This window comes from Streptomyces luteireticuli (genome assembly GCF_041519305.1).
Taxonomy (GTDB): domain Bacteria; phylum Actinomycetota; class Actinomycetes; order Streptomycetales; family Streptomycetaceae; genus Streptomyces; species Streptomyces luteireticuli.
Genome location: NZ_CP167927.1, coordinates 3,664,276 through 3,690,983, shown reverse-complemented (window position 1 = coordinate 3,690,983; position 26,708 = coordinate 3,664,276). Strand labels below are relative to the sequence as shown.

General features: G+C 72.8%; 25 protein-coding genes. 16 read left to right on the top strand and 9 right to left on the bottom strand.

Annotated elements, in window-relative coordinates; all coding sequences use genetic code 11:
* Positions 1 to 69: 69 nt before the first annotated feature.
* A complete protein-coding gene (locus AB8735_RS16245; protein WP_372408085.1) occupies positions 70 to 1,290 on the bottom strand; it encodes an acetyl-CoA C-acetyltransferase in 1,221 nt (406 codons plus the stop codon).
* Between the two features lie 354 nt (positions 1,291 to 1,644).
* The gene (locus AB8735_RS16240) at positions 1,645 to 2,703 is read right to left on the bottom strand and encodes an SGNH/GDSL hydrolase family protein (RefSeq protein WP_344033259.1); all 1,059 of its coding nucleotides are present in this window, start codon (positions 2,701 to 2,703) and stop codon (positions 1,645 to 1,647) included.
* Positions 2,704 to 2,899: 196 nt separating this feature from the next.
* Here AB8735_RS16240 and AB8735_RS16235 point away from each other — a divergent pair, with 196 nt between their 5' ends.
* The gene (locus AB8735_RS16235; protein WP_372408084.1) at positions 2,900 to 4,294 is read left to right on the top strand and encodes a cystathionine beta-synthase; all 1,395 of its coding nucleotides are present in this window, start codon (positions 2,900 to 2,902) and stop codon (positions 4,292 to 4,294) included.
* A 318-nt stretch (positions 4,295 to 4,612) separates the two neighbouring features.
* Here AB8735_RS16235 and AB8735_RS16230 read toward each other — a convergent pair whose 3' ends face one another.
* On the bottom strand, positions 4,613 to 5,005 hold the full coding sequence (locus AB8735_RS16230) for a hypothetical protein (RefSeq protein ID WP_344033263.1): 393 nt from the start codon (positions 5,003 to 5,005) through the stop codon (positions 4,613 to 4,615).
* A 102-nt stretch (positions 5,006 to 5,107) separates the two neighbouring features.
* Here AB8735_RS16230 and AB8735_RS16225 point away from each other — a divergent pair, with 102 nt between their 5' ends.
* Together AB8735_RS16225 and AB8735_RS16220 are read left to right on the top strand one after the other, a co-directional pair.
* Positions 5,108 to 6,481 carry an AMP-binding protein gene (locus AB8735_RS16225; RefSeq protein WP_344033265.1) on the top strand — a complete coding sequence of 458 codons (1,374 nt, stop codon included), beginning with the start codon at positions 5,108 to 5,110 and terminating at the stop codon, positions 6,479 to 6,481.
* Positions 6,482 to 6,542: 61 nt separating this feature from the next.
* Positions 6,543 to 7,394 carry a MurR/RpiR family transcriptional regulator gene (locus AB8735_RS16220; RefSeq protein ID WP_344033267.1) on the top strand — a complete coding sequence of 284 codons (852 nt, stop codon included), beginning with the start codon at positions 6,543 to 6,545 and terminating at the stop codon, positions 7,392 to 7,394.
* 9 nt (positions 7,395 to 7,403) lie between these two features.
* Here AB8735_RS16220 and AB8735_RS16215 read toward each other — a convergent pair whose 3' ends face one another.
* Positions 7,404 to 7,550, bottom strand: coding sequence for a hypothetical protein (locus AB8735_RS16215; RefSeq protein ID WP_372408082.1), 147 nt, complete (start codon positions 7,548 to 7,550; stop codon positions 7,404 to 7,406).
* 184 nt (positions 7,551 to 7,734) lie between these two features.
* Here AB8735_RS16215 and AB8735_RS16210 point away from each other — a divergent pair, with 184 nt between their 5' ends.
* Positions 7,735 to 8,334 (top strand): hypothetical protein, encoded by a 600-nt coding sequence (locus tag AB8735_RS16210; RefSeq protein WP_372408081.1) that lies wholly within the window; start codon positions 7,735 to 7,737, stop codon positions 8,332 to 8,334.
* On the opposite strand, the gene AB8735_RS16205 is transcribed toward AB8735_RS16210, so the two are convergent.
* Positions 8,318 to 9,694 (bottom strand): diaminopimelate decarboxylase, encoded by a 1,377-nt coding sequence (locus tag AB8735_RS16205; protein ID WP_372408080.1) that lies wholly within the window; start codon positions 9,692 to 9,694, stop codon positions 8,318 to 8,320. The two genes, AB8735_RS16210 and AB8735_RS16205, sit on opposite strands and share 17 nt — an antisense overlap.
* Before the next feature lie 132 nt (positions 9,695 to 9,826).
* On the opposite strand from AB8735_RS16205, the gene hutU reads away from it, so the two are divergent.
* From hutU to AB8735_RS16180, 5 genes are all read left to right on the top strand, one after another.
* Entirely contained in the window at positions 9,827 to 11,491 is a 1,665-nt protein-coding gene (gene hutU, locus AB8735_RS16200) for a urocanate hydratase (RefSeq protein WP_372408079.1), read from the top strand.
* Between the two features lie 236 nt (positions 11,492 to 11,727).
* Positions 11,728 to 12,915, top strand: a complete 1,188-nt coding sequence (locus tag AB8735_RS16195) for an allantoate amidohydrolase (RefSeq protein ID WP_372411856.1) — start codon at positions 11,728 to 11,730, stop codon at positions 12,913 to 12,915.
* The gene (locus AB8735_RS16190; RefSeq protein ID WP_372408077.1) at positions 12,906 to 14,252 is read left to right on the top strand and encodes a formimidoylglutamate deiminase; all 1,347 of its coding nucleotides are present in this window, start codon (positions 12,906 to 12,908) and stop codon (positions 14,250 to 14,252) included. The genes AB8735_RS16195 and AB8735_RS16190 overlap by 10 nt, the downstream gene beginning before the upstream one ends.
* A 65-nt stretch (positions 14,253 to 14,317) precedes the next feature.
* Positions 14,318 to 15,487, top strand: a complete 1,170-nt coding sequence (gene hutI / locus AB8735_RS16185; RefSeq protein ID WP_372408075.1) for an imidazolonepropionase — start codon at positions 14,318 to 14,320, stop codon at positions 15,485 to 15,487.
* Between the two features lie 50 nt (positions 15,488 to 15,537).
* Positions 15,538 to 16,227: an aspartate/glutamate racemase family protein gene (locus AB8735_RS16180; RefSeq protein WP_372408074.1), complete on the top strand. Its 690-nt coding sequence runs from the start codon at positions 15,538 to 15,540 to the stop codon at positions 16,225 to 16,227.
* Between the two features lie 16 nt (positions 16,228 to 16,243).
* Here AB8735_RS16180 and AB8735_RS16175 read toward each other — a convergent pair whose 3' ends face one another.
* Positions 16,244 to 16,438, bottom strand: coding sequence for a DUF5708 family protein (locus AB8735_RS16175; protein ID WP_372408071.1), 195 nt, complete (start codon positions 16,436 to 16,438; stop codon positions 16,244 to 16,246).
* 182 nt (positions 16,439 to 16,620) lie between these two features.
* The gene (locus AB8735_RS16170) at positions 16,621 to 17,487 is read right to left on the bottom strand and encodes an RNA polymerase sigma factor SigF (RefSeq protein WP_372411855.1); all 867 of its coding nucleotides are present in this window, start codon (positions 17,485 to 17,487) and stop codon (positions 16,621 to 16,623) included.
* A gap of 335 nt (positions 17,488 to 17,822) precedes the next feature.
* Here AB8735_RS16170 and AB8735_RS16165 point away from each other — a divergent pair, with 335 nt between their 5' ends.
* The gene (locus tag AB8735_RS16165; RefSeq protein WP_344033285.1) at positions 17,823 to 18,167 is read left to right on the top strand and encodes an STAS domain-containing protein; all 345 of its coding nucleotides are present in this window, start codon (positions 17,823 to 17,825) and stop codon (positions 18,165 to 18,167) included.
* 150 nt (positions 18,168 to 18,317) lie between these two features.
* Complete coding sequence (locus AB8735_RS16160) at positions 18,318 to 18,815, top strand: ATP-binding protein (RefSeq protein ID WP_344033287.1); 498 nt, start codon at positions 18,318 to 18,320, stop codon at positions 18,813 to 18,815.
* Between the two features lie 110 nt (positions 18,816 to 18,925).
* Here the strand turns inward: AB8735_RS16160 and AB8735_RS16155 are convergent, their stop codons facing one another.
* Positions 18,926 to 20,458 carry an oligopeptide:H+ symporter gene (locus tag AB8735_RS16155; protein WP_344033288.1) on the bottom strand — a complete coding sequence of 511 codons (1,533 nt, stop codon included), beginning with the start codon at positions 20,456 to 20,458 and terminating at the stop codon, positions 18,926 to 18,928.
* A gap of 482 nt (positions 20,459 to 20,940) precedes the next feature.
* On the opposite strand from AB8735_RS16155, the gene AB8735_RS16150 reads away from it, so the two are divergent.
* Complete coding sequence (locus AB8735_RS16150; protein WP_344033289.1) at positions 20,941 to 21,621, top strand: response regulator transcription factor; 681 nt, start codon at positions 20,941 to 20,943, stop codon at positions 21,619 to 21,621.
* A 60-nt stretch (positions 21,622 to 21,681) separates the two neighbouring features.
* Complete coding sequence (locus AB8735_RS16145) at positions 21,682 to 22,923, top strand: ATP-binding protein (RefSeq protein ID WP_344033290.1); 1,242 nt, start codon at positions 21,682 to 21,684, stop codon at positions 22,921 to 22,923.
* Between the two features lie 12 nt (positions 22,924 to 22,935).
* Here AB8735_RS16145 and AB8735_RS16140 read toward each other — a convergent pair whose 3' ends face one another.
* Positions 22,936 to 23,475 carry a GtrA family protein gene (locus AB8735_RS16140; RefSeq protein ID WP_344032158.1) on the bottom strand — a complete coding sequence of 180 codons (540 nt, stop codon included), beginning with the start codon at positions 23,473 to 23,475 and terminating at the stop codon, positions 22,936 to 22,938.
* Between the two features lie 204 nt (positions 23,476 to 23,679).
* Between AB8735_RS16140 and AB8735_RS16135 the strand changes: the two genes are divergently transcribed.
* The 3 genes from AB8735_RS16135 to AB8735_RS16125 are packed head-to-tail and all read left to right on the top strand — an operon-like array spanning position 23,680 to position 26,557.
* Positions 23,680 to 24,843, top strand: coding sequence for a 5-(carboxyamino)imidazole ribonucleotide synthase (locus AB8735_RS16135; RefSeq protein ID WP_372408066.1), 1,164 nt, complete (start codon positions 23,680 to 23,682; stop codon positions 24,841 to 24,843).
* Complete coding sequence (gene purE / locus AB8735_RS16130; protein ID WP_344032162.1) at positions 24,840 to 25,367, top strand: 5-(carboxyamino)imidazole ribonucleotide mutase; 528 nt, start codon at positions 24,840 to 24,842, stop codon at positions 25,365 to 25,367. The genes AB8735_RS16135 and purE overlap by 4 nt, the downstream gene beginning before the upstream one ends.
* Before the next feature lie 2 nt (positions 25,368 to 25,369).
* Entirely contained in the window at positions 25,370 to 26,557 is a 1,188-nt protein-coding gene (locus AB8735_RS16125; protein ID WP_372408065.1) for a dipeptidase, read from the top strand.
* Positions 26,558 to 26,708: the final 151 nt, after the last annotated feature.

Below are 26,708 nucleotides of genomic sequence, written 5' to 3'. Positions count from 1 at the left end.
GTCACGAACGGGAACAGGGGTTCGGCGGGTTCACCTGAGGCCCGCCGCCCGGGCGCTCGGCTCAGCCGCTCAGCTCAGCCGCTCCAGCACCATCGCCATGCCCTGGCCGCCGCCCACGCACATCGTCTCCAGCGCGAACTGCTTGTCGTGGAACTGGAGCGAGTTGACGAGCGTGCCGGTGAGCCGCGCGCCGGTCATGCCGAAGGGGTGGCCCACGGCGATGGCCCCGCCGTTGACGTTGAGCCTGTCGAGGTCGATGCCGAGGTCCCGGTAGGACGGGATCACCTGGGCCGCGAACGCCTCGTTGATCTCGACCAGGTCGATGTCGCCGATGGTCATCCCGGCCCGCTTCAGCGCCTGCCGGCTCGCCTCGACCGGCCCGTAGCCCATGATCTCGGGCGAGAGCGCCGAGACACCGGTGGAGACGATCCGGGCGAGCGGGGTCAGGCCGAGCTCCCGGGCCTTGGTGTCCGACATGATCACGACCGCGGCCGCGCCGTCGTTGAGCGGGCAGCAGTTGCCCGCCGTGATCAGGCCGTCGGGGCGGAACGCGGGCTTGAGGCCCTGGACCCCCTCCAGCGTCACACCGGCGCGCGGGCCGTCGTCCTTGCTGACGACCGTGCCGTCCGGGGTGGTCACCGGGGTGATCTCGCGCTCCCAGAAGCCCTTGCGGATGGCCTCCTCGGCGAGGTTCTGCGAGCGGACGCCGAACTCGTCCATCTCCTGGCGGGTGACGCCCTTGAGCCGGGCGAGGTTCTCCGCGGTCTGCCCCATCGCGATGTACGCGTCCGGGACGAGGCCGTCCTCGCGCGGGTCGTGCCAGCCCTCGCCGCCCTGCTCGGCGCGGGCGGCGGTACGGGCCTCCGCCTCGGCGAAGACCGGGTTGTGGGTGCCGGGCATGCCGTCCGAGGAGCCGTTGACGGTCCGCGAGACCATCTCGACGCCCGCCGAGAGGAACACGTCGCCCTCGCCCGCCTTGATCGCGTGGAAGGCCATGCGCGAGGTCTGGAGGGAGGAGGCGCAGTACCGGGTGATCGTGGTGGCGGGCAGGTGGTCCATGCCCATCTGCACGGCGACGATCCGCGCCAGGTTGTGGCCCTGCTCGCCGCCGGGCATGCCGCAGCCGAGCATCAGGTCGTCGATGTCGCGCGGGTCGAGGCCCGGGACCTTGTCGAGCGCGGCCCGGATGATCGTGGCGGTGAGGTCGTCGGGACGCAGGTCCTTCAGCGAACCCTTGAAGGCCCGGCCGATGGGGGAGCGGGCGGTAGAGACGATCACGGCTTCGGGCATCACGGCTCCTGGCGCTGCGGCTTGGCTTGGCTGGCTCGGCTCCGGTGAAGTTACCCGCACGTAAGGTGCCGGGTCACGGGGGTGGGCCTGTGATGCGGGCCTCATGCGGCGGGGGCCTTTTTGCGGGGTGGCTTCCAGTGTCGCGCGTGGGGGTGGCGGTGGGGGGTGTTGCCCTGGCCCGCCCTTTCACCGTTTCCTTGCGCTCCGCGCGGGTGTCCTCAAGCGCCGGACGGGCTGAACAGCCCGTCCGGCGCTTGAGGACTTCGCCCGAAGGGCGAATGGGGTCCGGGGTCTCCCCGGAAGAAACGGTGAAAGGGCGGGCCAGGGGCAACAAACCCCGGTGCCCACCGGAGGTCAGCGCCCCACCCGGTTCCACGCCCCATGCCGCGCCGGCCCCCCGTCCTCCGGGCCCTCCGGGCCGCCCTCCGGTCCCTCGGGGGCCGGCAGCTGCCGCCGTCGGCGGTACTTGAGCAGCGCCCACCGGCCCCGCGCCACGGACACCTCCGCGCCGCCCTCCGCCGCGGCCCGCGCCGCCGCGTGGGCCACCGGCAGGATCCCCTCGCGGCGCGTCGCGTCCGGCCGTTCCTCGTCCTCCGGCCACAGGCCGAGCGCCGCGCACAGCGTGGGCAGCACGGCCATCGCGGCCGTGGCGTAGCCCTCCGCCGAGGGGTGGTAGTTGTCCGGGCCGAACAGCTCCCGCGGGTTCGAGGCGAACTCCGGGCCGAGCAGGTCGCCCAGCGACACCGTGCGGCCCCCCGCCTCCAGCACCCCTATCGTCTGCGCCGCCGCCAGCTGCCGGCTCAGCCGCCGGGCCAGCCAGCGCAGCGGCTGGTAGACCGGCTCGATCGTGCCGAGGTCGGGGCAGGTGCCCACGACGACCTCGCACCCCGCGTCCCGCAGTCTGCGGACCGCCTCCGACAGCAGCCGCACCGACTGGGCGGCCGGCACCCGGTGGGTGACGTCATTGGCCCCGATCATGATCACGCAGACGTCGGGGGACTGCCCCGGACCTGACAGAAGAAGCGTGACCTGCCGCTCCAGGTCGTAGGACTGCGCCCCGGAGAGCGCCACGTTGCGCAGGTCCACCGGCCGCTCCGCCACCGCCGCCAGCCCCGTGGCGAGCAGTGCCCCCGGCGTCTGCCGGGGCCGGTGCACCCCCTTGCCGGCGGCCGTGGAGTCGCCCAGCATGCCGAGCACCAGCGGCTCGCGGCCGGGCCCGTGCACGAACGAGGAGCCGTACCGCCCGTCCGCCTGCGGCGGCGTGTCGTGGTTGCCGCCGACAACCCTCCTGGCCAGCGCCACCTCGGTGAGCAGCAGCCCCAGTGCCGCGCCCCCCAGCAGACCGATGCCGCCGCCTCCGTATGCCGCCGCGGCGGCGATGCGCCGGGCGGCCCTCGCCCTCGACATGGACATAAGGCGGGTCTCCTCCCGCTCCGCGAGCGCGGTGCACCGTGTGCCGCACCCTGTGCCCGACCGTGCTGATACGTACGTGCCCCGAGCGGGGGCGGCCGCAACGCGCGGCGAGGGCCGCCGGACCGCCATTCGGCCGAATAGGCTGGTCGTACGGGCACGCGACGAACCGCTAGTGCCCCCGACCGCGGAGATCACCGTGCAGTATCACGATTCGATGATCGAGCTCATTGGCAACACGCCGCTGGTGAAGCTCAACAGCGTGACCGAAGGCATAAAGGCCACCGTGTTGGCCAAGGTCGAGTACTTCAACCCCGGCGGTTCGGTGAAGGACCGCATCGCCGTGCGGATGATCGAGGCCGCGGAGAAGTCCGGCGAACTCAAGCCGGGCGGCACGATCGTCGAGCCCACCTCCGGCAACACCGGTGTCGGCCTGGCGATGGTGGCCCAGCAGAAGGGGTACAAGTGCGTCTTCGTGTGCCCCGACAAGGTGTCCCAGGACAAGATCAACGTGCTGCGGGCGTACGGCGCGGAGGTCGTGGTCTGCCCGACCGCCGTCGACCCGGAGCACCCGGACTCCTACTACAACGTCTCCGACCGCCTCGTCCATGAGATCCCGAACGCCTGGAAGCCGGACCAGTACAGCAACCAGAACAACCCGCTGTCGCACTACTACTCCACCGGTCCGGAGGTCTGGGAGCAGACGGAGGGGAAGATCACCCACTTCGTCGCGGGCGTCGGCACCGGCGGCACCATCAGCGGCACCGGCCGCTACCTGAAGGAGGTCAGCGACGGCCGCGTCAAGGTCGTCGGCTCGGACCCGGAGGGCTCCGTCTACAGCGGCGGCTCCGGCCGTCCGTACCTGATCGAGGGCGTCGGCGAGGACTTCTGGCCGACCGCCTACGACGGCACGGTGACCGACGAGATCATCGCCGTCTCCGACAAGGACGCCTTCCAGATGACCCGCCGCCTCGCCCGCGAGGAGGGCCTGCTCGTCGGCGGCTCCTGCGGTATGGCGGTCGTCAGCGCACTGCGCCTGGCCGAGCGGCTGACCGAGGACGACGTGGTGGTCGTGCTGCTCCCGGACAGCGGCCGCGGCTACCTGAGCAAGATCTTCAACGACGAGTGGATGGCGGACTACGGCTTCCTGGAGGAGGCCAGCGACGAGGCCCGCGTCGCCGACGTGCTGCGCCGCAAGGACGGCGAACTGCCGTCCCTGGTGCACATGCACCCCGAGGAGACGGTCGGCGAGGCCATCGAGGTGCTCCGCGAGTACGGCGTCTCCCAGATGCCGATCGTCAAGCCGGGCGCCGGTCACCCGGACGTGATGGCCGCCGAGGTCATCGGCTCGGTCGTCGAACGCGAGCTGCTGGACGCGCTGTTCACCAAGCGGGCCTCGCTCTCCGACCCGCTGGAGAAGCACATGTGCGCCCCGCTGCCGCAGGTCGGCTCGGGCGAGCCGGTCGGCGACCTGATGGCCGTGCTCGGCGAGGCGGACGCCGCGATCGTCCTGGTCGAGGGCAAGCCGACCGGTGTGGTGAGCCGTCAGGACCTGCTGGCGTTCCTGGCGGAGGGCAGCAACGGCGCGAAGTGACGCGTGCGGTGCGAGGGGGCCCGTGACCCGTAAAAGGTACGTATGCGTCACGTGATGGCAGCACGGACTTAACACGGGCCCCGCATAGTGAAGGGGTGCCGCGCGGACGGAGAGCGTCCGGTGCGGTGCCTCGGTGCGACGGCGTGGATCTCCGGAGCGGCTCCCGGACTCCCTGGCCGTCCGGACGCGGGTTCGTTCCGCGTCCGTCCGTGGGGGTCGCCGCCGTCCCGACCCCGGCCGGTCGGCCGGGGTGCGGCGGCCTCTGCGCGGGGGTTTGTCTTCAGATGCCGGACAGACCGGTGCGGCCCGTCCGGCGTTTCACTGCCGCTGCCAGGGGAACCCGCGCGACACCTGCACCACGTTCACCCCCACGATCCCCGCCCACGCCACCACCAGCCCCAGCAGCCCCGCCTGCGCCACCGCTATCGCGGTCAGCGGTATCGCCAGCACCAGCGACACGATCGCGAACCCGAAGCGTTCGCCGAAGGTGCCGAACTCCCCGGCCCGCGCCGGGGAATCGCCCCGCGCCGCCGCCATCTGCTGCTCCGCCGCCAGCCGCCGCATCCGCTGGTCCACGGTGTTGTCGACTTTCCGCTCCACCTTCTCCAGGAAGGAGTCGACGAGCTCCGCCTCGTACTCCGACCCCAGCTCCTTACGGGTCTGCAGGGTCGCGTCGAGTTCCTTCTCGAGGTCTGGGTCATGGCCGGTCATGGCGGTAACGGTACGGTCGCTGCGGGCCCCGCGTCAGTGGGGCCAGCACCCGTATCCGCAGTGGGGCCGCCCCTCCCGCGGGCCCCGTGGAAGGAGACGTCCGTGACCGCACCGCAACCACTGCTGCCGTTCACCGGGACCGACCGGCCGGACGCCCTGTCCGTCGCGGGCCGGTCCCTCTCCCGCGAGGAGCTGCTCGGTGCCGCCGGCGCCGTCGCGGCCCGGATCGCCGGGGCGTCCTCCGTCGCCGTACGGGCCACGGCGACGGCCGAGACGGTGGCCGCCGTGGTCGGCGGGCTGCTCGCCGGTGTGCCCGTGGTGCCGCTGCCGCCGGACGCGGGGCCGGTGGAACGGGACCACATCATCGGGGACTCCGGCGCCGAGCTCGTCCTCGGCGCCGCCGGGGACGAGGGCGTCGGCCTGCCGGTCGATCTCCGGGAGCGGGCCGCCTGGTCCGGAGCCGAACCGGAGCCGGGGACAACGGCGTTCGTCCTCTACACCTCCGGCACGACCGGCGCCCCCAAGGGCGTGCTGATACCGCGCGGCGCCGTCGCGGCCGGTCTCGACGGCCTCGCCGAGGCCTGGCAGTGGACCGCCGAGGACACGCTCGTCCACGGGCTGCCGCTGTTCCATGTGCACGGCCTGGTCCTCGGCGTGCTGGGCGCGCTGCGCACCGGCTGCCGGCTGGTGCACACCGGGCGGCCCACCCCCGAGGCGTACGCCGCCGCGGGCGGCAGCCTGTACTTCGGCGTGCCGACCGTGTGGTCCCGTGTCGTCCGCGACCCCGCCTCCGCGCGTGCCCTCGCCGGGGCCCGGCTGCTGGTGTCCGGGAGCGCCGCGCTGCCCGCGCCGGTCTTCCGCGACCTGGAGGCGCTCACCGGGCAGCGCCCCGTCGAGCGGTACGGCATGACCGAGACGCTGATCACGGTCGCCGCCCGGGCCGACGGCGAGCGCCGGCCGGGCTGTGTCGGCGTACCACTGCCGGGCACCCGGACGCGGCTGGCCGCCGTCGAAGAGGGCGGCGGAATCGGGGAGTTGGAGGTGTCCGGGCCGACGCTCTTCGCCGGTTACCTGAACCGGCCGGAGGCCACCGCCGAGGCGCTCACCGCCGACGGCTGGTTCCGCACCGGCGACATCGCCGCCATCGAGGACGACGGGACGCACCGCATCGTCGGCCGCGCCTCCACCGACCTCATCAAGTCCGGCGGCTACCGGATCGGGGCGGGCGAGGTGGAGAACGCGCTGCTCGACCACCCGGCCGTCGCCGAGGCCGCCGTCGTGGGCGTGCCGCACGACGACCTCGGGCAGGAGATCGTCGCCTATGTGGTGGCCGACGGGGTCGGCGAGCAGGCGCTGATCGACTTCGTCGCCGGGCGGCTGTCCGTCCACAAGCGGCCCCGGCGGGTGCGCTTCCTGGAGGCGTTGCCGCGCAACGCGATGGGCAAGCCGCAGAAGAAGCTGCTGCCGCCGGTGTGAGCGACCGCTTCATCGGCTGCATAATTTCATGCAGGAACGGCGGTCGATGAATGGAGAGCCGATGACGGAAACCGGTGGGGCGCCGGAGGCCACGGCGCGGCTGCAGAAGCTCTTCGAGGGCCACCGGCTGACGCCCACCCAGCGGCGCATCGCCCACTGCATGGTGCGCCGGGCCGCCGACGCGCCCTTCCTCTCCAGCGTGGAACTGGCGGAGCTCGCCGGCGTCAGCCAGCCGTCGGTGACCCGCTTCGCGGTCGCCCTCGGCTTCGACGGCTACCCGGCGCTCCGTCGCCATCTGCGCGAGGCGGTGCCGGGCGGGCCGGTGGCGGAGTCCGGTGCGTACAACGAGTACCAGCAGGCGGTCCACGCCGAGATCGACAACCTGCGGCACCTCGCGTCCGTGCTCGCCGATCCCGCGCCGGTGGTGCGGGCCGGGCGGCTGCTCGCCGCGTCCCGCCCGCTGCCGGTCCTCGGCCTGCGCGCCGCGACCGCCCAGGCGGGCGGCTTCGCCTACTTCGCCCGCAAGGTCCACCCCGACGTGCGGCTCCTCGACGAGGGCGGCTCGCTGCTCGTCGACCGCGTCGACGGGGCGGTACGGGCCGGGGCGAGCGCCCTGCTGTGCTTCGCGCTGCCGCGGCATCCGCGGGAGGTCGTCGAGGCGTTGGAGTACGCGCGGGGGGCGGGCCTGACGGTCGTCACGGTCGCGGACTCCACGTTCGCGCCCGTGGCCCGCCACAGCGATCTGCTGCTGCCCGCCGCCGTCGGGACGGGGCTGGCCTTCGACACGGCCTGTGCGCCGATGCTGTTGGGACGGGTGCTGCTGGAGGCGATGTGCGATGCGTTGCCGGATGCGCAGGCGCGGCTGGAGGAGTTCGACGCGAGGGCGGTGGCGCGGGGGTTGTTCGTGGAGTGACCCTCCCCGTCAGCCGCACCGCACCGCCGTCGTCGGCCGCGGCCCCGCCGCCCCCGCCTCCGGCGTCCCGCCGAACGCGCTCAGCACCCCCGTCAACGCCAGCGCCACCACCGCCACCAGCGCCCGCCGTCGCAACGCCCGCCCGTCCACCGGCATCCCCGTACCACCCTCCCGCTCGACCCGACGGGGCGAAACGTAGCCCGCCGTGCGTGGCGCGCACGTCGTACGGGGGAGCCAAGGCCGGCCTCATACCGAGGTAGCACTCACGCCGTTCTCAGGACCTCCTCAGATTCGCTCGCTACCCTGCGCCTGGAATCAGCCGGTGTGAGGAGGTTTCGGCATGGGGTGCGGAGGGCGTGGAGGCCACGCGGTGGCGCGGGTGACGGTGATCGTGCGGGCTCCGGTCCGCTGGCTGTGGTGGCCGGGGGTCCTGGCGGCGGGGATCGGGGCGGCGGTCCCGGGGCTGACGGGGCGCCGGATCGGCGTCCTGGCCGGGGCGGTGCTGTTCCTGGCGGCGGCGGCCGTCGCGTTCGCCGCCCGCCGCCGGCGCTACGCGGACCTCGTCCGCGGCGCCTCCCGGGCCGGCCGGTCCGTCTTCCTCCAGGACCGCGCCGTGACCGCCCGCCTCTGGCGCCGCGCCCGCCGCGGCCGGCTGGCGCTCGCCTTCCCCGTGGCCGTGGCCTCCTCGTTCGTCCTCCCGGCCGCCGGCGGCATGCTGCTCGCCGGGCTGGGCGCGGGCCTGTGGGCCAAGGCCCACTGGCTGGGCGGCCTGGAGCGGAAGGCCGGCGGCCTGCTGTGGGTGCGCACCGAGTGGGCGAAGGGCAGCCCCGCGGCCAAGGGCGTGCGCGGGTATCTGACGACGGGGCTCGCGGCGGGCGACGCCGCCCCGGGCGGGGCCCGCCGCACGGCGGCCCGCGCGGGGGTCAGCGCAGCGCGCTGAGCCCGTCCGCGTGCGCCCCGCCGCTCTCCGCGACGAGCTCGCCGAGGGTCTGCGGGGCCCGCACGGGGACGAAGCGCACCCGCCCGTCGGGCGCCTCCAGCCAGCCGTGGATCCCGGGCCGCGGCAGGGTGTTGTAGGCGAAGTGGGTGGAGAAGCAGTACGCGCCCGTGTCCAGCAGCGCGATGTGGTCGCCCGCCGCCAGTGGCGGCAGCTCCCGGTCCACGGCGACCAGGTCGCCCGCGAAGCAGCACGGCCCCGCGACGTCCTGCGGCACCGGCCCGCCCGCCTTCGGCAGCCCGTGCGCGTCGTACGCGGCCACCCGCAGTGGCCAGGTCCCGGGCGCGAAGACGGTGCGCGCGGCCACCTGCGCGCCCGCGTGCGTCACCGCGATCCTGCGTCCCCCGGCCGATTTGGCGTACTCGACGCGGGCCACCACCATGCCGTTCTTCGCCGTCAGCGACCGGCCGAACTCGGTGACCAGGCCGTAGCGCCCGTCGAAGAGGCCCGGCACCGTGGCGGCGAGGAGGCGGGCGTACTCCCGGTGGCCGGGGACGGTCTCGTCGGAGGCGAAGTTGACGGGCAGCCCGCCGCCGATGTCCAGGGTGTCGATCTGCCGGCGCCCGGCGACCTCGTTGATCTCCTCGGCCAGTTCGTAGACGATCCGCACGCCCTCGGCCATCAGCTCCAGCGGGCAGCCCTGCGAGCCGACGTGGGCGTGCAGCCGGGTCAGCCACGGCCGTCGTACGTGCGCGTCCAGCAGCCAGGCGCGGGCGCCGGGGTCGCGCAGCGCCACCCCGAACTTCGAGGTCTCCGTGGCCGTGCTCATCGCGTCGATGGCGCCGCCGCCCACCTGCGGGTTGATGCGCAGCCCCAGCGCGGACGCGGTGGCCGGGCCCGCGGGTCCGGCCAGTGCGTCCAGCCGCTCCAGCTCCGCGCGGCTGTCCACGTTCACCGCGACGCCCAGCGCCAGCGCCTCGCGCAGCTCGGCGGCCGTCTTGGCCGGGGAGTCGAGCACGATCCGCCCGGCGGGGACCCCGGCCGCGCGCGCCAGGGCCAGCTCCCCGGGGCTGGCGACCTCGCAGCCCAGCCCTTCGTCGGCGAGCAGCCGCAGCACGGGGACGAGGGAGGCGGCCTTGACGGCGAAGGCGTGCAGCACGCCGCCGGAGCCGGGGTGCCCCGGGAGCACTTCCGCGAACGCCTCCCGCAGCGCGGCCGCCGAGGCGCGGATGCCGGCCACGTCCAGCAGGCCGACGACCGGTTCCCGCTCGTCCACCAGGCCCTGCGCCACCGCCGCCCGCACGGCGGCGTCCCGCCGCGCGGCCCGGTCCGTTCCGTCCGGGTCGTCGTCCACGAGGCTCATGGGCCTACTTCACCACCGTCGGGACGGGTATGCCATGGGTGCGGAACGGGGCGCACGGAGCTGTTGACTAGAGCTATTCACCGACCGCAATATGTGCAGTGTTCTATTCATCCCGTGTCAGGGAGGCATCCCATGTCAGGACCGCGACCCGTGCGAGCGCCGCGAGGAACCGGGCTCAGCGCCCTGGGATGGCAGCAGGAGGCCGCCCTGCGGATGCTGCAGAACAACCTCGACCCCGAGGTCGCCGAGCACCCCGACAAGCTCGTCGTCTACGGCGGCACGGGCAAGGCGGCCCGTGACTGGCGGTCCTTCGACGCGATGGTCCGCACCCTGCGGACGCTCAAGCAGGACGAGACCATGCTCGTGCAGTCCGGCCGCCCGGTCGGCGTGATGCAGACGCACGAGTGGGCCCCGCGCGTCCTGCTCGCCAACTCCAATCTCGTCGGCGACTGGGCCAACTGGGAGGAGTTCCGCCGCCTGGAGCACCTCGGCCTCACCATGTACGGCCAGATGACCGCCGGTTCCTGGATCTACATCGGCACCCAGGGCATCCTCCAGGGCACGTACGAGACGTTCGCCGCGGTCGCCGCCAAGAAGTTCAACGGGACGCTGGCCGGGACGATCACCCTCACCGCCGGTCTCGGCGGCATGGGCGGCGCCCAGCCGCTCGCCGTCACCATGAACGACGGCGTCGCGATCTGCATCGACTGCGACCCGCGCGCCATCGAGCGCCGCATCGAGCACCGCTACCTGGACGTGAAGGCCGACTCCCTCGACCACGCCCTCCGGTTGGCGGTCGAGGCGCGTGACGCACGGCGTCCGCTGTCCATCGGCGTCCTCGGCAACGCGGCCGAACTCCTCCCGCAGCTGCTGGCGATGAACGCGCCCATCGACATCGTCACCGACCAGACGTCCGCCCACGACCCGCTGGCCTACCTGCCGCTCGGCGTCGACTTCGCCGACATGGCCTCGTACGCGGCCGAGAATCCGGCCGACTTCACGCGCCGCGCGCGGGAGTCGATGGCCCGGCACGTGGAGGCGATGGTCGGCTTCCAGGACGCGGGCGCCGAGGTCTTCGACTACGGCAACTCCATCCGCGGCGAGGCCCAACTGGCGGGCTACAAGCGGGCCTTCGACTTCCCCGGCTTCGTCCCCGCCTACATCCGGCCGCTGTTCTGCGAGGGCAAGGGCCCCTTCCGCTGGGCCGCGCTCTCCGGCGACCCCAAGGACATCGCCGCCACCGACCGGGCCATCCTCGACCTCTTCCCCGAGAACGAGTCGCTCGCCCGCTGGATCAAGATGGCCGGCGAGCGCGTCCACTTCCAGGGCCTGCCCGCGCGCATCTGCTGGCTCGGCTACGGCGAGCGGGACCGCGCCGGCGAGCGCTTCAACGACATGGTGGCGAGCGGCGAGCTGTCCGCACCGGTCGTCATCGGGCGCGACCACCTCGACTGCGGCTCGGTGGCCTCGCCGTACCGCGAGACGGAGGCGATGCTCGACGGGTCGGACGCGATCGCGGACTGGCCGCTGCTGAACGCGATGGTCAATGTGGCGTCCGGGGCGTCGTGGGTGTCCATTCACCACGGGGGTGGTGTCGGCATGGGCCGGTCCATCCACGCGGGCCAGGTCACGGTCGCCGACGGGACGCCGCTGGCGGGCGAGAAGATCCGGCGGGTGCTGACGAACGACCCCGGGATGGGGGTCATCCGGCACGTGGACGCGGGCTATGACATCGCGGAGTCGGTCGCGACCGACCGGGGTGTGCGCGTTCCGATGCGGGAGGGTGACGACTCGTGACCGAGTCTCCTCGCGGTGTGGGCAGTCGTTCCGCAGGGCGGAACGGGTGGGCACACCGCGACCACCGGGCCGCACCCGGCGACGATGCCGTGGGCGCCACGGCGCCCGCCGCGGAGGGCGGAGCACCGTCGCCGTCCGCACCGCCGTTGGTGCCCACCCGTTCCGCCCATGCGGAACGACTGCCCACCAACGGCGGTGAACGGCCGCCCACCAACGGCGGGCCCTCGTTCCACGAGATGTGGGCCGACCTGCAGCCCATCGGGCGCGCCGCCGAGAGCGGCGGATACCGCCGCTTCGCCTGGACCGGGGCCGACGCCGACTGCCGCGAGTGGTTCCGGGCGCAGACCAAGGCCCGCGGGCTCGACTACGAGGTGGACCGCAACGGCAACCAGTGGGCCTGGCTGGGGGACCCGGCCGCCGGGGACGCCGTCGTCACCGGCTCCCACCTGGACTCCGTCCCGGACGGCGGCGCCTTCGACGGCCCGCTCGGCGTCGTCTCCTCCTTCGCCGCCCTCGACGAGCTCCGCGCCCGCGGAGCCCGGCCCGCCCGGCCCCTCGCCGTCGTCAACTTCGGCGACGAGGAGGGCGCCCGCTTCGGGCTCGCCTGCGTCGGCTCCCGGCTGACCGCAGGGCAGCTCACCGTGGAGGCGGCCCACAAGCTCCGCGACGGCGACGGCGTCTCGCTGCCGCAGGCCATGGAGCGCGCCGGGTACGACCCCGAGGCCATCGGGGCCGACCCCGAACGCCTCGCGCGCATCGGCGCGTTCGTGGAGCTCCATGTCGAGCAGGGCCGCGCCCTGGCGGAGACGCCCCACCCCGTCGGCGTCGCCTCCGCGATCTGGCCGCACGGACGCTGGCGGTTCGACTTCCACGGCGAGGCCAACCACGCGGGCACCACCCGCATCGAGGACCGCCACGACCCGATGCTCACCTACGCCAACACCGTGCTGGCCGCCCGCAAGAAGGCCCGGCTGGCCGGTGCTCTCGCCACCTTCGGCAAGGTCGGTGTCGAGCCCAACGGCGTCAACGCCATCGCCTCCCTGGTCCGCGCCTGGCTGGACTCCCGCGCCGCCGACGAGGCGACCCTCGCCGAGGTCGTCGGCGAGATCGAGCGCGCCGCCGTCGAGCGCGGCCGGCGCGACGGCGTCGAGGTGCGCGTCACCCGAGAGTCGTTCACCCCCGTCGTCGAGTTCGCCCACGACCTGCGCGACCGGCTCGCCGGACTGCTCGGCGGCGTCCCCGTCCTGCCGACCGGGGCCGGACACGACGCCGGAATCCTCTCCGCGAGCGTCCCGACCGCCATGCTGTTCGTACGCAACCCCACCGGCGTCTCCCACTCGCCGGCCGAGACGGCCGCCGAGGACGACTGCCTCGCCGGGGTGACCGCACTCGCCGACGTACTGGAGGGCCTCGCGTGCCGGTGACCACCACCTACTGGGCGGAGCACGCCTGGCTCGGCGACCGCGTCGAGCCGGGCGTGGCCATCGACGTGGACCCGGACGGCGGCCGGATCACCGCCGTCCGCACGGGGACCGCCACGCCCCCGCCGGGAGCGGAGACCCTGCGGGGGCTGACCCTGCCGGGCCTGGCCAATGCCCACTCCCACGCCTTCCACCGCGCCCTGCGCGGCACCGTGCAGGCCGGCGAGGGCACGTTCTGGACCTGGCGCGACGTCATGTACGGCGTCGCCGACCGGCTCACCCCCGAGAGCTACTTCGCCCTCGCCCGCGCCGCCTACGCCGAGATGGCGCTCGCCGGCATCACCTGCGTCGGCGAGTTCCACTACCTCCACCACGCCCCGGGCGGCACGCCCTACGACGGGCCCAACGCCATGGGCGAGGCCCTGATCGCCGCCGCCGCGGAAGCCGGCATCCGCATCACCCTCCTCGACACCGCCTACCTCTCCTCCGGATTCGGCGAACCGCCCAACCGGCACCAGCGCCGCTTCTCCGACGGCACCGCCGACGCCTGGGCCGAGCGGGCCGCCGAGCTCAAGCCCGCGGGCCACGCCAGGATCGGCGCCGCCGTCCACTCCGTCCGCGCCGTCCCCGCCGCGCAGTTGGCGACCGTCGCCGCCTGGGCCGAGGAGCGCGAGGCCCCGCTGCACGTCCACCTCTCCGAGCAGACCGCCGAGAACGACGCCTGCGTCGAGGCGTACGGCTTCACGCCCACCGCGCTGCTGTCGGACCACGGCGTACTGGGCCCGCGCACCACGGCCGTCCACGCCACCCACCTCACCCCCGGCGATGTCCGGCTGCTCGGCGGCTCCGCCACCGGGGTGTGCATGTGCCCCACCACCGAGCGCGACCTCGCCGACGGCATCGGCCCCGCCCGCGCCCTCCAGGACGCCGGCTCGCCGCTCTCCCTCGGCAGCGACAGCCACGCGGTGATCGACCTCCTGGAGGAGGCCCGCGCCATGGAGCTGGACGAGCGGCTGCGCACCCACCGCCGTGGCAACTGGACGGCCGCCCGACTGCTGCGCGCCGCCACCGCCGACGGCCACGCCGCCCTCGGCTGGCACGAGGCCGGCCGTATCGAGGCGGGAGCGCTCGCCGACCTCACCACCGTGGCGCTGGACTCCGTCCGCACCGCGGGGCCAGGGCCCGAACTGGCCGCCGAGACGGCCGTATTCGCGGCCACGGCCGCGGACGTACGGCATGTCGTGACCGGCGGGCGGCAGATCGTCCGCGACGGGCGGCACCTGCTCGTACCGGACGTGCCCCGGGCCCTCGCCGAGTCGATCGCCGCCCTCCACGGCTGACGCCGCAGGAGCCGACGCCGTAGGAACAGAAGGCCATCCATCCCGTGAAGGACGACCACACCCCTATGACCACGACGGCCATCACCCACATCGGCAGTCTCGTCACCAATGACACCTCCCTCGGCACGGGTCCCCTCGGCCTGCTCCAGGACGCGGCCGTCGTCATCGACGGCGACCGCGTCGTCTGGGTCGGCGAGACCAGCAAAGCACCCGCCACTGACAACGCCGTCGACGCCGGCGGCCGCGCGGTCCTGCCCGGCTTCGTCGACTCCCACTCCCACCTGGTCTTCGCCGGCGACCGCACCGCCGAGTTCAACGCCCGTATGTCCGGCCGGAGCTACAGCGCGGGCGGCATCCGCACCACCGTCGCCGCCACCCGCGCCGCGAGCGACGCGGAGCTGGAGGCGGGCCTCCGCCGTTACCTGGACGAGGCGCTGCGCCAGGGCACCACCACCCTGGAGACCAAGTCCGGCTACGGGCTGAGCACCCACGACGAGGCCCGCGCCCTGCGCATCGCCGCCGCCCACACCGACGAGGTCACCTACCTCGGCGCCCACGTCGTGGCCCCCGAGTACGCGGACGACCCGGACGGCTACGTCGCCCTCGTCACCGGCGAGATGCTCGACGCCTGTGCCCCGCACGCCCGTTGGGTGGACGTCTTCTGCGAGAAGGGCGCCTTCGACGGCGACCAGTCCCGCGCCGTCCTGGAAGCGGGCCTCGCCAAGGGGCTCCAGGCCCGCGTCCACGCCAACCAGCTCGGCCACGGGCCCGGCGTCCGGCTCGCCGTGGAGCTCGGCGCCGCCTCCGCCGACCACTGCACCCACCTGACCGACGCGGACGTCGACGCCCTCGCCCAGGGCTCCACCGTCGCGACGCTGCTGCCCGGCGCGGAGTTCTCCACCCGCGCCCCGTGGCCCGACGCGCGCCGTCTGCTCGACGCGGGCGTCACCGTCGCGCTCTCCACGGACTGCAACCCCGGTTCGTCCTTCACCAGTTCCGTGCCGTTCTGCATCGCGCTGGCCGTACGGGACATGGGGATGACGCCGGACGAGGCCGTCTGGTCCGCGACGGCGGGCGGTGCGGCGGCGCTGCGGCGCACCGACGTCGGCCGGATCGCTCCCGGTGCCCGTGCCGATCTCGTGCTCCTCGACGCGCCCTCGCACGTCCATCTCGCCTACCGGCCGGGTGTACCGCTGGTGTCGGCGGTCTGGAAGTGGGGCGTGCGTGCGGTGTGACCAGGCGTAAGTCCGTTGCGCCGGGCCGTCGCGGCGGCGAAGGTGAGCGGATGAAGACGATCGGATTGCTGGGCGGCATGAGCTGGGAGTCCACCGCCGAGTACTACCGCCTGCTGAACACGCTGACCCGCGAGCGGCTCGGCGGCCTCCACTCCGCCAAGTGCGTGCTGTACTCCGTGGACTTCGCGGAGATCGAGCGGCTCCAGGCCGCCGGGCGCTGGGAGGAGGCGGGGGAGGTCCTCGCCGGTGCCGCGAAGGCGCTGGAGGCGGCGGGGGCGGAGCTGCTGCTCCTCTGCACCAACACCATGCACAAGGTCGCGGACCAGGTCACTGCGGCGGCCTCCGTCCCGCTGCTGCACCTCGCGGACGCGACCGCCGCCGCGGTCCGCGCGGCGGGGGTGCGCAAGGCCGCCCTGCTGGGCACCGCGTTCACGATGGAGCAGGCCTTCTACAAGGACCGCCTCGCGGCGGGTGGCCTGGAGGTCCTCGTCCCGGACGAGGAGGGCCGGCGGACCGTCCACCGGGTCATCTACGAGGAGTTGTGCGCGGGCGTCGTCCGCGAGGAGTCGCGCGCCGCGTACCGGGAGATCATCCGCGGTCTCGTCGCCGCCGGTGCGGAGGGCGTCGTACTGGGCTGCACGGAGATCGAGCTCCTCGTGGACGAGGGGGACAGCCCGGTGCCGGTCTTCCCCACCGCGCGGCTGCACGCCGAGGCGGCGGTGGAGTGGGCGCTGGCGTAGGAGGGCCGAGGCGGCGTCAGTCCGCCCGTCCCCGCCGCCCCAGGCCCACGGCTCCCATGAGGAACAGCGCGCCGCCGAGGACCATCAGCACCACGCCGACCTTGGCGGGTTCGACGACCGGGATGTCGACGTCGGCGGCGTACAGCTTGAGCGCCGCTCCGACGGCGAAGGTGACGACTCCTTCGGCGAGTTGCCCCGAGGCACGGCTCATCACGGTTTCCCCTTCCGGAATGCTGCGGTGACGCCAGCCTAGGAAGGGGGAAGGGGCGTTGCGTCGGCCCGTCGGAGGAGGGGGTGCTGCATCGTTCGACGGACGGGGGCGCGCCCCGCCCCGCCCCCCGGGCCCCGCCGCCCGGCGGGGCGACGGGATCGGAAGAGGGACTCCCCTACGGGTCACTCGTCGCCGAGCAGCCCCCGCCGCAGCCGCACCAGCGTCCGCGACAGCAGACGGGACACATGCATCTGCGAGATGCCGAGCTCCTCGCCGATCTCCGACTGGGTCATGTTGGCGACGAACCGCAGCGAGAGGATCTTCCGGTCGCGCGCCGGGAGTTCGGCAATCAGCGGCTTCAACGATTCGACGTACTCGACGCCTTCGAGGTCGTGGTCCTCGTAGCCGATGCGCTCGGCGAGGGCGCCGTCGCCGCTGCTGTCGTCCGCCTCGGCGGGCGCGTCCAGGGAGCTGGCCGTGTACGCGTTGCTGGCGCTCATGCCCTCGACGACCTCGTCCTCGGTGATGCCGAGGTGGGCGGCGAGTTCACCGACGGTGGGGGAGCGGTCCAGGCGCTGGGCGAGCTCGTCGCCGGACTTGGCGAGGGCGAGGCGGAGCTCCTGGAGGCGGCGCGGGACGCGCACCGACCAGCTGGTGTCGCGGAAGAAGCGCTTGATCTCGCCGATGATGGTCGGCATCGCGAAGGTCGGGAACTCGACGCCGCGGCTGAGCTCGAACCGGTCGATGGCCTTGATGAGGCCGATCGTGCCGACCTGGATGATGTCCTCCATCGGTTCGCTGCGGGTGCGGAACCGGGAGGCGGCGAACTTGACCAGGGCCAGGTTGAGTTCGACGAGGGTGTTGCGCACGTACTGGTACTCGTGCGTCCCTTCCTCGAGCGATTCCAGGCGCGCGAAGAGGGTCTTGGACAGGGCCCGCGCGTCGACCGGTTCCACCTCGTCGTACGGGGGGATCTCGGGGAGCGGCGGGAGCGGTGCGGGTGCCGACGAGGCGCTCTCCGGGGCCTCCGGAGAGGCGGTCCTGCACATCAGGGGGGAACGCGGTTCGTCGAGCCGGGGTGACATGGTCTCCTCCATCGTTCTCGGCGTAGGGCCGCCGGTGCCATGGGCTCGTGCTGCGGTGTGCGGCGCCTCCGGGCCGTCCGTGGTGGTCGATGTACTTCCTCTAGCCCTATCGGCCTTTACCTCGGCTTGGCAAGTCTGAAATGTCCAAGTTCGGCAGTAAATGCCGGAAGTTGGACTTTCGGCGCCCGTATGGAACGCGTAGGGTTTCCGCTGTCCTCAGCGGGCATGGCACGGCACGGGCACACCACGGAGGGATACGCGATGAAAAGCGGAGATACCAGGGAAAAGGTGTCGGCGTCGTGAGCGGGACCCGACTACGGGTGGAGGTCCGCCGGCACGGCGCCAGCGCCGTCGTGACGCCGCGGGGTGAGCTCGATCACCATACGGCCGAACTGCTCCGCGAACCTCTGGAAAGTTGCGCAGCCGAGACCAACGCACGCGTCGTGGTCGACTGCTCACAGCTCGAGTTCTGCGACTCCACCGGACTCAACGTCCTGCTCGGCGCCCGGCTGAAGGCCGAGGCCGCGGGCGGGGCCGTGCACCTGGCGGCGATGCGCCCCGTGGTGGCCCGGGTCTTCGAGATCACCGGCGCCGGCGCGGTCTTCGTGGTCCACGGCACGCTCGACGCCGCACTGGCCGAGTAGCAACCCGCCGCACCGGCCGGGGTACGCGAGCCGCGTCACAGGTGTCCGCGGCGCGCGGCCGGGCAGGAGCCCCGCTGGATCCGCCCGCACGGGCGGGCCGACCCTTCTCCACAAACTTCTCTATCGGTCAATCGGTGAGGTGAAGCGCTGATGAGCACCACCCGGCCGTCCCGGCCGGCGCCGGGCGAGCCCGGCCCGGAGGCGCACGGTTCCGCGGCGGCCGTCCCCTCCGGGCAGGACGGGCCGTCCCGCAGGCTGCACCTCGTCGGCGTCGGCGGCGCGGTCCCCATGTCGCGCGACTTCACCCGCCAGGCGCTCGTCGACTGGGGCTGGCTGCCGGCACTCACCGCCGACCACCGCGCCGCCGCGGAGGACGTCCTGCTCGTGGTCTCCGAGCTCGTCACCAACGCCTGTCTGCACGCCGGGGGGCCGGAGGAACTGCTCGTGACCCGGGGGGCCAAGGTGCTGCGCCTGGAGGTCTCCGACCTCGGCGCCGGCGAGCCCGCTCCCCGGACCCCGCACCGCGCGGGCCGTCCCGGGGGCCATGGGATGTTCATCGTCCAGCGGCTCTGTCTCGACTGGGGGGTCGTGCGCCGCGAGGGGGGCGTCGGCAAGACCGTCTGGGCGGAGCTGGCGGCCCCGGGGTAGCCCGGAGAGGGAAACGGACCCGAGCGGTCCACAAGGGCGGCAGAAGCGGCGGAGAGCGCCGGAGGGCCCCCGGCGCGCCATTGCGCCGGGGGCCCTCTCGTCCGTGTGCGTCAGCGCACGTCGCCCATCAGGGCCTCGATCTTCTTGCGGGACGACCAGACCGCGACACCCGCCAGGGCCGCGACCGCCGCCTCGCCGAGGATGACGCCGAAGCTGTTGAGGTCGATGCCCGCCGTCGCCATCAGGGTCATCACGCAGTCGCCCGCGGTGACCGCGAGGAACCAGACGCCCATCATCTGGCTGGCGTACTTCTGGGGCGCCATCTTCGTGGTGAGCGACAGACCCACAGGAGACAGACACAGTTCACCGAGGGTCTGCAGCATGTAGATCGTGATCAGCCACATGGGGCTGACCGTCTTGCCGTCCGTCGCCATCGCCATGGGGATGGCGAACAGCACGAAGGAGGCACCGGCCAGCAGCATCGCCGCGGAGAACTTCACCGTGGAGCTGGGCTCGCGCTTGCGGCGCGCCATCGCCACCCACATCGCCGCGAAGATCGGGGCGAGGACCAGGACCCAGGCGGAGTTGATCGACTGGAACCAGGTGGACGGGAAGTGGATGCCGAAGACGTTGTCGGTGGTCTTCTTCTCGGCGAAGGTCGACATGGTCGAACCGGCCTGGTCGAAGATGCCCCAGAACACGGCGGCGGCGACGAAGAACCAGATGTAGCCGCTGACCTTGGTCTGCTCCTCCGACGTCAGCTCCTTGTCCCGCTTGATGCGGGCCAGGACGAAGATCGGGACGATCAGGCCGATGAGGGCGATCGGGACCAGGGCCCAGTTGATCGTGAAGGTGCCGGTGCCGACCACGACGCCGTAGAAGATCGCGGCGATGACCAGCCAGATCAGGCCCTTCAGCAGCCAGGAGTTCCGCTCCTCCTTGGTCAGCGGCATCGGGACCTGGGCGCTCTTGGGGTCCAGCCAGCGGGTGCCGATGAGGAACGCCACCAGGCCCAGGCCCATGCCGACCGCGGCGAGGGTGAAGCCCAGGTGCCAGCTGACCTTCTGGCCGACGGTGCCGATCACCAGCGGGGCGCCGAGGCCACCGAGGTTGATGCCGATGTAGAAGAGCGTGAAGCCACCGTCGCGGCGAGGGTCCTTCGGGCCGTTGTAGAGGTGGCCGACCATCGTCGAGATGTTGGACTTCAGCAGACCCGAGCCGATCGCCACCAGCGCTAGACCGGCGAAGAAGGTGGGCTTGCCGGGCAGCGCGAGCAGCAGGTGGCCGCACATGATCACGCTGGCCGCGATGGCCACCGTCTTGCGCGGGCCCCACACCCGGTCGCCGAACCAGCCGCCGGGCATGGCCAGCAGGTACACCATCGCCACGTACACCGAGTAGATGGCCAGCGACGTGGACTCGGGCATGGCCAGACCGCCGCCCTGGCTACCGGACTTGGCGTCCGGGCCACCGGAGATCAGGTAGAGCACGAGCAGGGCGCGCATTCCGTAATAGGAGAAGCGCTCCCACATCTCGGTCAGGAAGAGGGGGGCCAGGCCGATGGGGTGGCCGAAGAGGGTCTTGCCGCCGGCGACGGGGGTGTTGTCCCGGGCGGTTGACTCCTTCGTCAGGCTGGACGCCATGTGGTCGATCCTTGGGTTCCGAGGACGCGCGTGGAGCTGCTGCGCGCCCGTATGGGGGTTGGCCGGCACCGGTCGCGGCACCGCTCGCCCCCACGCCCTTTGGGGTTCGCCTCCCTCGATGGGGAGCCGGCAGAGCGGCCGTTCTCCGGGATCCACGCCCCCGCGCACCTTCGCGCGGCGGACCCGGCCGACAGGTCATTCACTGAGGAACGGGACCGGGGGTTCGCCGGTCGGGTTCCGGGCCCGTGCACAACGGGGACCTTCGGCGGTGCTGTCGTGCCGAAGATCCCCCATTGGTGCCAAGACTTCCGGTAACCATACGTCACACCACGCCCCGATTTGGAGGGGGTTGAGACGTGGATCACAGTCGCGGGCGGAACCATTCGTCCCGGTCCGGGAGTGGTAGAAGGTTCGGCAATCCGTTGCCCCCCGTGCTCCGGAGTGCGCTCTGACGTGCGCCCGAGCGGACTACCATCACCCCCATGACCCGAGTACTGCTCGCCGAGGATGACGCGTCCATCTCGGAGCCGCTCGCGCGCGCCCTGCGCCGCGAGGGGTACGAGGTGGAGGTGCGTGAGGACGGTCCGGCCGCGCTCGCCGCCGGGATCAAGGGGGACGTCGATCTGCTCGTCCTCGATCTCGGGTTGCCCGGCATGGACGGCTTGGAGGTCTGCCGCCGGCTGCGTACCGAGGGTCATGGCTTCCCCGTCCTCGTCCTCACCGCCCGCGCCGACGAGGTGGACACCGTCGTCGGGCTGGACGCCGGCGCCGACGACTATGTGACCAAGCCCTTCCGCCTGGCCGAGCTGCTCGCCCGCGTCCGGGCCCTGCTCCGGCGCGGCGCCGCCGAGTCCCCCCAGCAGGCCACCGCCACCCATGGCGTCCGCATCGACGTCGAGTCCCACCGCGCCTGGATGGGCGAGGAGGAACTCCAGCTGACGGCGAAGGAGTTCGACCTGCTCCGGGTGCTCGTCCGGGACGCCGGCCGGGTCGTCACCCGCGACCAGCTGATGCGCGAGGTCTGGGACACCACCTGGTGGTCGTCCACCAAGACCCTCGACATGCACATCTCCTGGCTGCGCAAGAAGCTCGGCGACGACGCGGCCAACCCGCGCTACATCGCCACCGTCCGGGGCGTCGGCTTCCGGTTCGAGAAGAACTGACCCGGAAAGAACCGACTCGAAAAGAACTGGCCGTCCAGAGAATCGGGACCGAAGCACGCCGTGCGCCGCCGACTGATCAACTCCACCCTGGCCGTCGTGCTCGTCGTGATCGCCGTCTTCGGCATCTCGCTCGTCATCGTCGAGACCCGCACGATCGAGAACAGCGCGCGCGAGAGTGTGCAGTCCGAGGCCGTGCGCCTGGTGAGCATCGTCGAGGGCCGGCTGGCCGGGGGCGAGCGGGTGGAGTCGGGGGTGCTGCGCCAGCAGGTCACCACCGACCGGTACGCCCGGGTCGAGATCCCCGGCCGGGCGCCCATCGAGATCGGCAGCCGCCCCGAGGGCGGTCTGATCTCCTCCACCGAGACCGGCGAGCACGGCGAGACCGTCCGGGTCGAGGAGTCCCGGGCGACGGTCAGCAAGGAGGTCGGGCGGACGCTGCTGGTGATCCTCACCGTGGCGCTGCTGGCCGTGATCGCCGCGGTCTTCCTGGCCGTACGGCAGGCCAACCGGCTCACCGCCCCGCTCACCGACCTCGCCGAGACGGCCGAGCGGCTGGGCTCCGGCGACCCCCGCCCCCGGCACCGCCGCTACGGCGTCCCCGAGCTCGACCGGGTCGCGGACGTCCTGGACGCCAGCGCCGAGCGCATCGCCCGGATGCTCACCGCCGAGCGCCGGCTGGCGGCCGACGCCTCGCACCAGCTGCGCACCCCGCTGACCGCGCTGTCCATGCGGCTGGAGGAGATCACGCTCACCGACGACCCGGACACGGTCAAGGAGGAGGCGACGATCGCCCTCACCCAGGTCGAGCGGCTCACCGACGTCGTCCAGCGGCTGCTGACCAACTCCCGTGACCCGAAGACCGGTTCGGCCGTCACCTTCGACCTCGACGAGGTCATCCAGCAGCAGCTCGACGAGTGGCGGCCCGCGATCCGGGCCGGCGGCCGGGCCCTGGCCCGCTCCGGCAAGCAGGGCCTGCGCGCGGTGGGGACGCCGGGCGCGGTCTCCCAGGTGATCGCGACGCTGATCGAGAACTCCCTGACGCACGGGGACGGCGCGGTCGCCCTGCGCACCCGCGTCACCGGCAACCAGGCCGTCGTCGAGGTCTCCGACGAGGGGCCGGGGGTGCCCACCGACCTGGGCGCGCGGGTCTTCGAGCGCACGGTCAGCGGGCGGAACTCCACCGGGCTCGGCCTCGCCGTGGCCCGGGACCTGGCCGAGGCGGACGGCGGGCGGCTGGAGCTGCTCCAGCAGAGCCCGCCCGTCTTCGCCCTGTTCCTCAGCATGGAGGGGGAGCAGGACTGAGGCCGGTGGCGCCTAGCGGGAGTGCGAAGGCGCCTTCGTTCGCTGCCGCGGGACCTCGGCCGGGGCGTCCGTGTCCGCCAGGAACGATTCGGCAGTCCGCACCGGCAGCGTCCGCCGGAACACCCACGTCCGGTACGACCAGAAGCGGAACACCGTCCCGATCCCCAGCCCGACCACGTTCTTCGCGATGTTGTCCGCGAGCGACGAGGTGAGCCCGAGGCCGTAGTGGGACAGCGCCAGGATGCCGTTCTCGATGACCAGGCCCGCGCCGCTGAAGAGCAGGAACAGCGTCATCTCCCGGCTGCGCCGGTTCCTGTCGCGGTGCCGGTAGGTCCAGTAGCGGTTGCCCACATAGTTGGTGCCGATCGCGACGGCCGTGGCGATCACGCCGGAGCGGACCACCGCGAGGTCCAGGCCGTGCCGGCAGATGTTGAAGACGATGAGGTTGACCACGAATCCCATGGCGCCGACCGCGCCGAACTTGGCGATTTCGCGGGCCACCCGCTCCAGCCGGGAACGCACTGTGCGCCGATGACTCAGGCGATGACTCATGAGTTCGTCAGGCTCCGTAGGGTCCGTATGGATGGGCGGTCGGGGCGTGGGGCAGGGCGGTGGACAAGGCTCCATGCTAGCGAGCGGGTTCCGGTGCGGCCCGGGGTGTGGATGAACGCCCGGCGAACCCCCGGCGCGGCCCGCCCCTGGAGGATCGTCCAAGGGGCCGCCGGGGCCGGTCGTGCGTACGGATACCCTGGGGGCGTGACGTTCCCGGTAGTCGGCATGGTCGGCGGCGGCCAGCTCGCGCGCATGACCCACGAGGCGGGCATCCCCCTCGGCATCCAGTTCAAGCTGCTCAGCGACACCCCGCAGGACTCTGCGGCGCAGGTCGCGGGTGAGGTGGTCATCGGTGACTACCGCGACCTCGACACCCTTCGTGCTTTCGCACAAGGCTGCGATGTCATCACCTTCGACCACGAGCACGTTCCGACCGAACACCTCAGGGCCCTGGAGGCCGACGGGATCCCCGTCCGCCCGGGGCCCGACGCTTTGGTGCACGCCCAGGACAAGGGCGTGATGCGCGCGAAGCTCGACGCCATCGGCGTCCCGTGCCCGCGCCACCGCATCGTCGAGGACCCGGCCGACGTGCGGCGCTTCGCGGAGGAGTTGGGGGCACCCCCAGCGGTAGCTGGGGGAGGCTTCCCGGTCGTCCTCAAGACCGTCCGCGGCGGCTACGACGGCAAGGGCGTCTGGATCGTGCGCGACGAGCGCGGGGCGGCCGAGCCCTTCCGTGCCGGAGTGCCCGTCCTCGCCGAGGAGAAGGTGGACTTCGCCCGCGAGCTCGCCGCCAATGTGGTCCGCTCCCCGCACGGGCAGGCCGTCGCCTACCCGGTCGTCGAGTCCGTCCAGGTGGACGGCGTCTGCGACACGGTCATCGCCCCCGCCCCGGACCTCCCCGGCGAACTGGCCGCGCACGCGCAGGAGCTCGCCCTGCGGATCGCCAAGGAGCTCGGGGTCGTCGGCCACCTCGCCGTCGAACTCTTCGAGACCCGCGACGGACGGGTGCTCGTCAACGAGCTCGCGATGCGCCCGCACAACTCCGGGCACTGGACCCAGGACGGCGCGATCACCTCGCAGTTCGCCAACCACGTCCGGGCCGTGCTCGACCTCCCGCTCGGCGACCCCCGCCCGCGCGCCAAGTGGACCGTGATGGCCAATGTGTTGGGCGGCGACTATCCGGACATGTACTCCGCGTACCTCCATTGCATGGCGCGCGACCCCGGGTTGAAGATCCATATGTACGGCAAGGACGTCAAGCCCGGCCGCAAGGTCGGGCACGTCAACACCTACGGCGACGACCTGGCGGAGGTGCGCGAGCGCGCCGCCCATGCCGCCGGATATCTGCGAGGAACGATCACCGAATGAGCAGTTCCCCCGTTGTCGGCATCGTGATGGGCTCCGATTCCGACTGGCCCGTCATGGAGGCCGCCGCCCAGGCGCTGGCCGAGTTCGACGTCCCGTACGAGGTGGACGTCGTCTCCGCGCACCGCATGCCCCGCGAGATGGTCGCCTACGGGGAGGACGCGGCGGACCGCGGCCTCAAGGCGATCATCGCGGGGGCGGGCGGCGCCGCCCATCTCCCCGGCATGCTGGCCTCCGTCACCACCCTGCCGGTGATCGGCGTACCGGTCCCGCTGAAGTACCTGGACGGCATGGACTCCCTGCTCTCCATCGTGCAGATGCCCGCCGGGGTGCCGGTCGCCACCGTCTCCGTCGGCGGCGCCCGCAACGCCGGACTGCTCGCCGTACGGATGCTCGCCGCCCACGACGACGGACTCCGCGACCGGATGCGACGCTTCCAGGACGAGCTCAACGAGCAGGCCACGGAGAAGGGCCGACGGCTGCGCGCCAAGGTCGAGGGCGCCACCGGCTTCGGATTCGGGAAGTGACGATGGACGAGCTGACCCGCGCCCGCGAACTCCTCGCCGCGCACCCCGTCGTCGACGGCCACAACGACCTGCCCTGGGCCCTGCGCCAGCAGGTCGCCTACGACCTGGACCGGCGCGACATCGCCACCGACCAGAGCGGCGCCGGCCTCCACACCGACCTGCCGCGGATGCGCGCCGGCGGCGTGGGCGGCCAGTTCTGGTCCGTCTACGTGCGCAGCGACATGGCCGGCGACGACGCGGTCAGCGCCACGCTGGAACAGATCGACATCGTCCGGCAGTTGACCGACCGCTACACGGACGACCTGCGGCTCGCGCTGACCGCGGACGACATGGAGGCGGCGCGCTCCGAGGGCCGCATCGCCTCCCTGATGGGCGCCGAGGGCGGCCACAGCATCAACTGCTCGCTCGCCACGCTGCGTTCGCTGTACGCGCTCGGCGTGCGCTATATGACCCTCACCCACAACGACAACATCCCGTGGGCGGACTCCGCGACCGATGAGCGGCGGGCCGGGGGCCTGACCCGGTTCGGCGAGGAGGTCGTCCGCGAGATGAACCGCCTCGGCATGCTCGTCGACCTCTCGCACGTCTCCGCCGACACGATGCGGGACGCGGTCCGGGTGAGCGAGGCGCCGGTGATCTTCTCGCACTCGTCGGCGCGGGCGGTCTGCGACCATCCGCGCAACGTGCCCGACGACGTGCTGGCCTCGCTGGCCGCCAACGGGGGCGTGGCCATGGCCACGTTCGTCCCCAAGTTCATCCTGCCGGCGGCGGTGGAGTGGACGCTGGCGGCGGACGAGAACTTGCGCGCCCACGGCTTCCACCACCTGGACACCACCGCCGAGGCGATGGCCGTCCACCACGCCTTCGAGGCGTCCCGCCCGCGCCCGGTCGCGACGGCGGCGACCGTCGCGGACCACCTGGACCACATGCGGGAGGTGGCGGGCGTCGACCACATCGGCATCGGCGGCGACTTCGACGGGACGGCGTTCACCCCGGCGGACCTGGCGGACGTGGCCGGCTACCCGAACCTGATCGCGGAACTGCTGCGCCGGGGCTGGTCGGAGACCGATCTGGCGAAGCTGACGTGGCAGAACGCGGTGCGGGTGCTGCGGGACGCGGAGTCCGTCTCCCGGGACGTCCGGTCCCGGCGGGGGCCGTCGGTGGCGACGATCGGCGCGCTGGACGGCTGAGCACCGTCCGGGCAGGCACCAAGCCCGTATGGGACATACTGGTACGAACGTGGGGGCGCATCCTGCTCGGCGTCACACGCGATGCTGTTCGCCGCCCGTCCCGCACCGGCCCGGTGCGGGAGCGCCAGCGACGAAAGCATCACCGTGACAG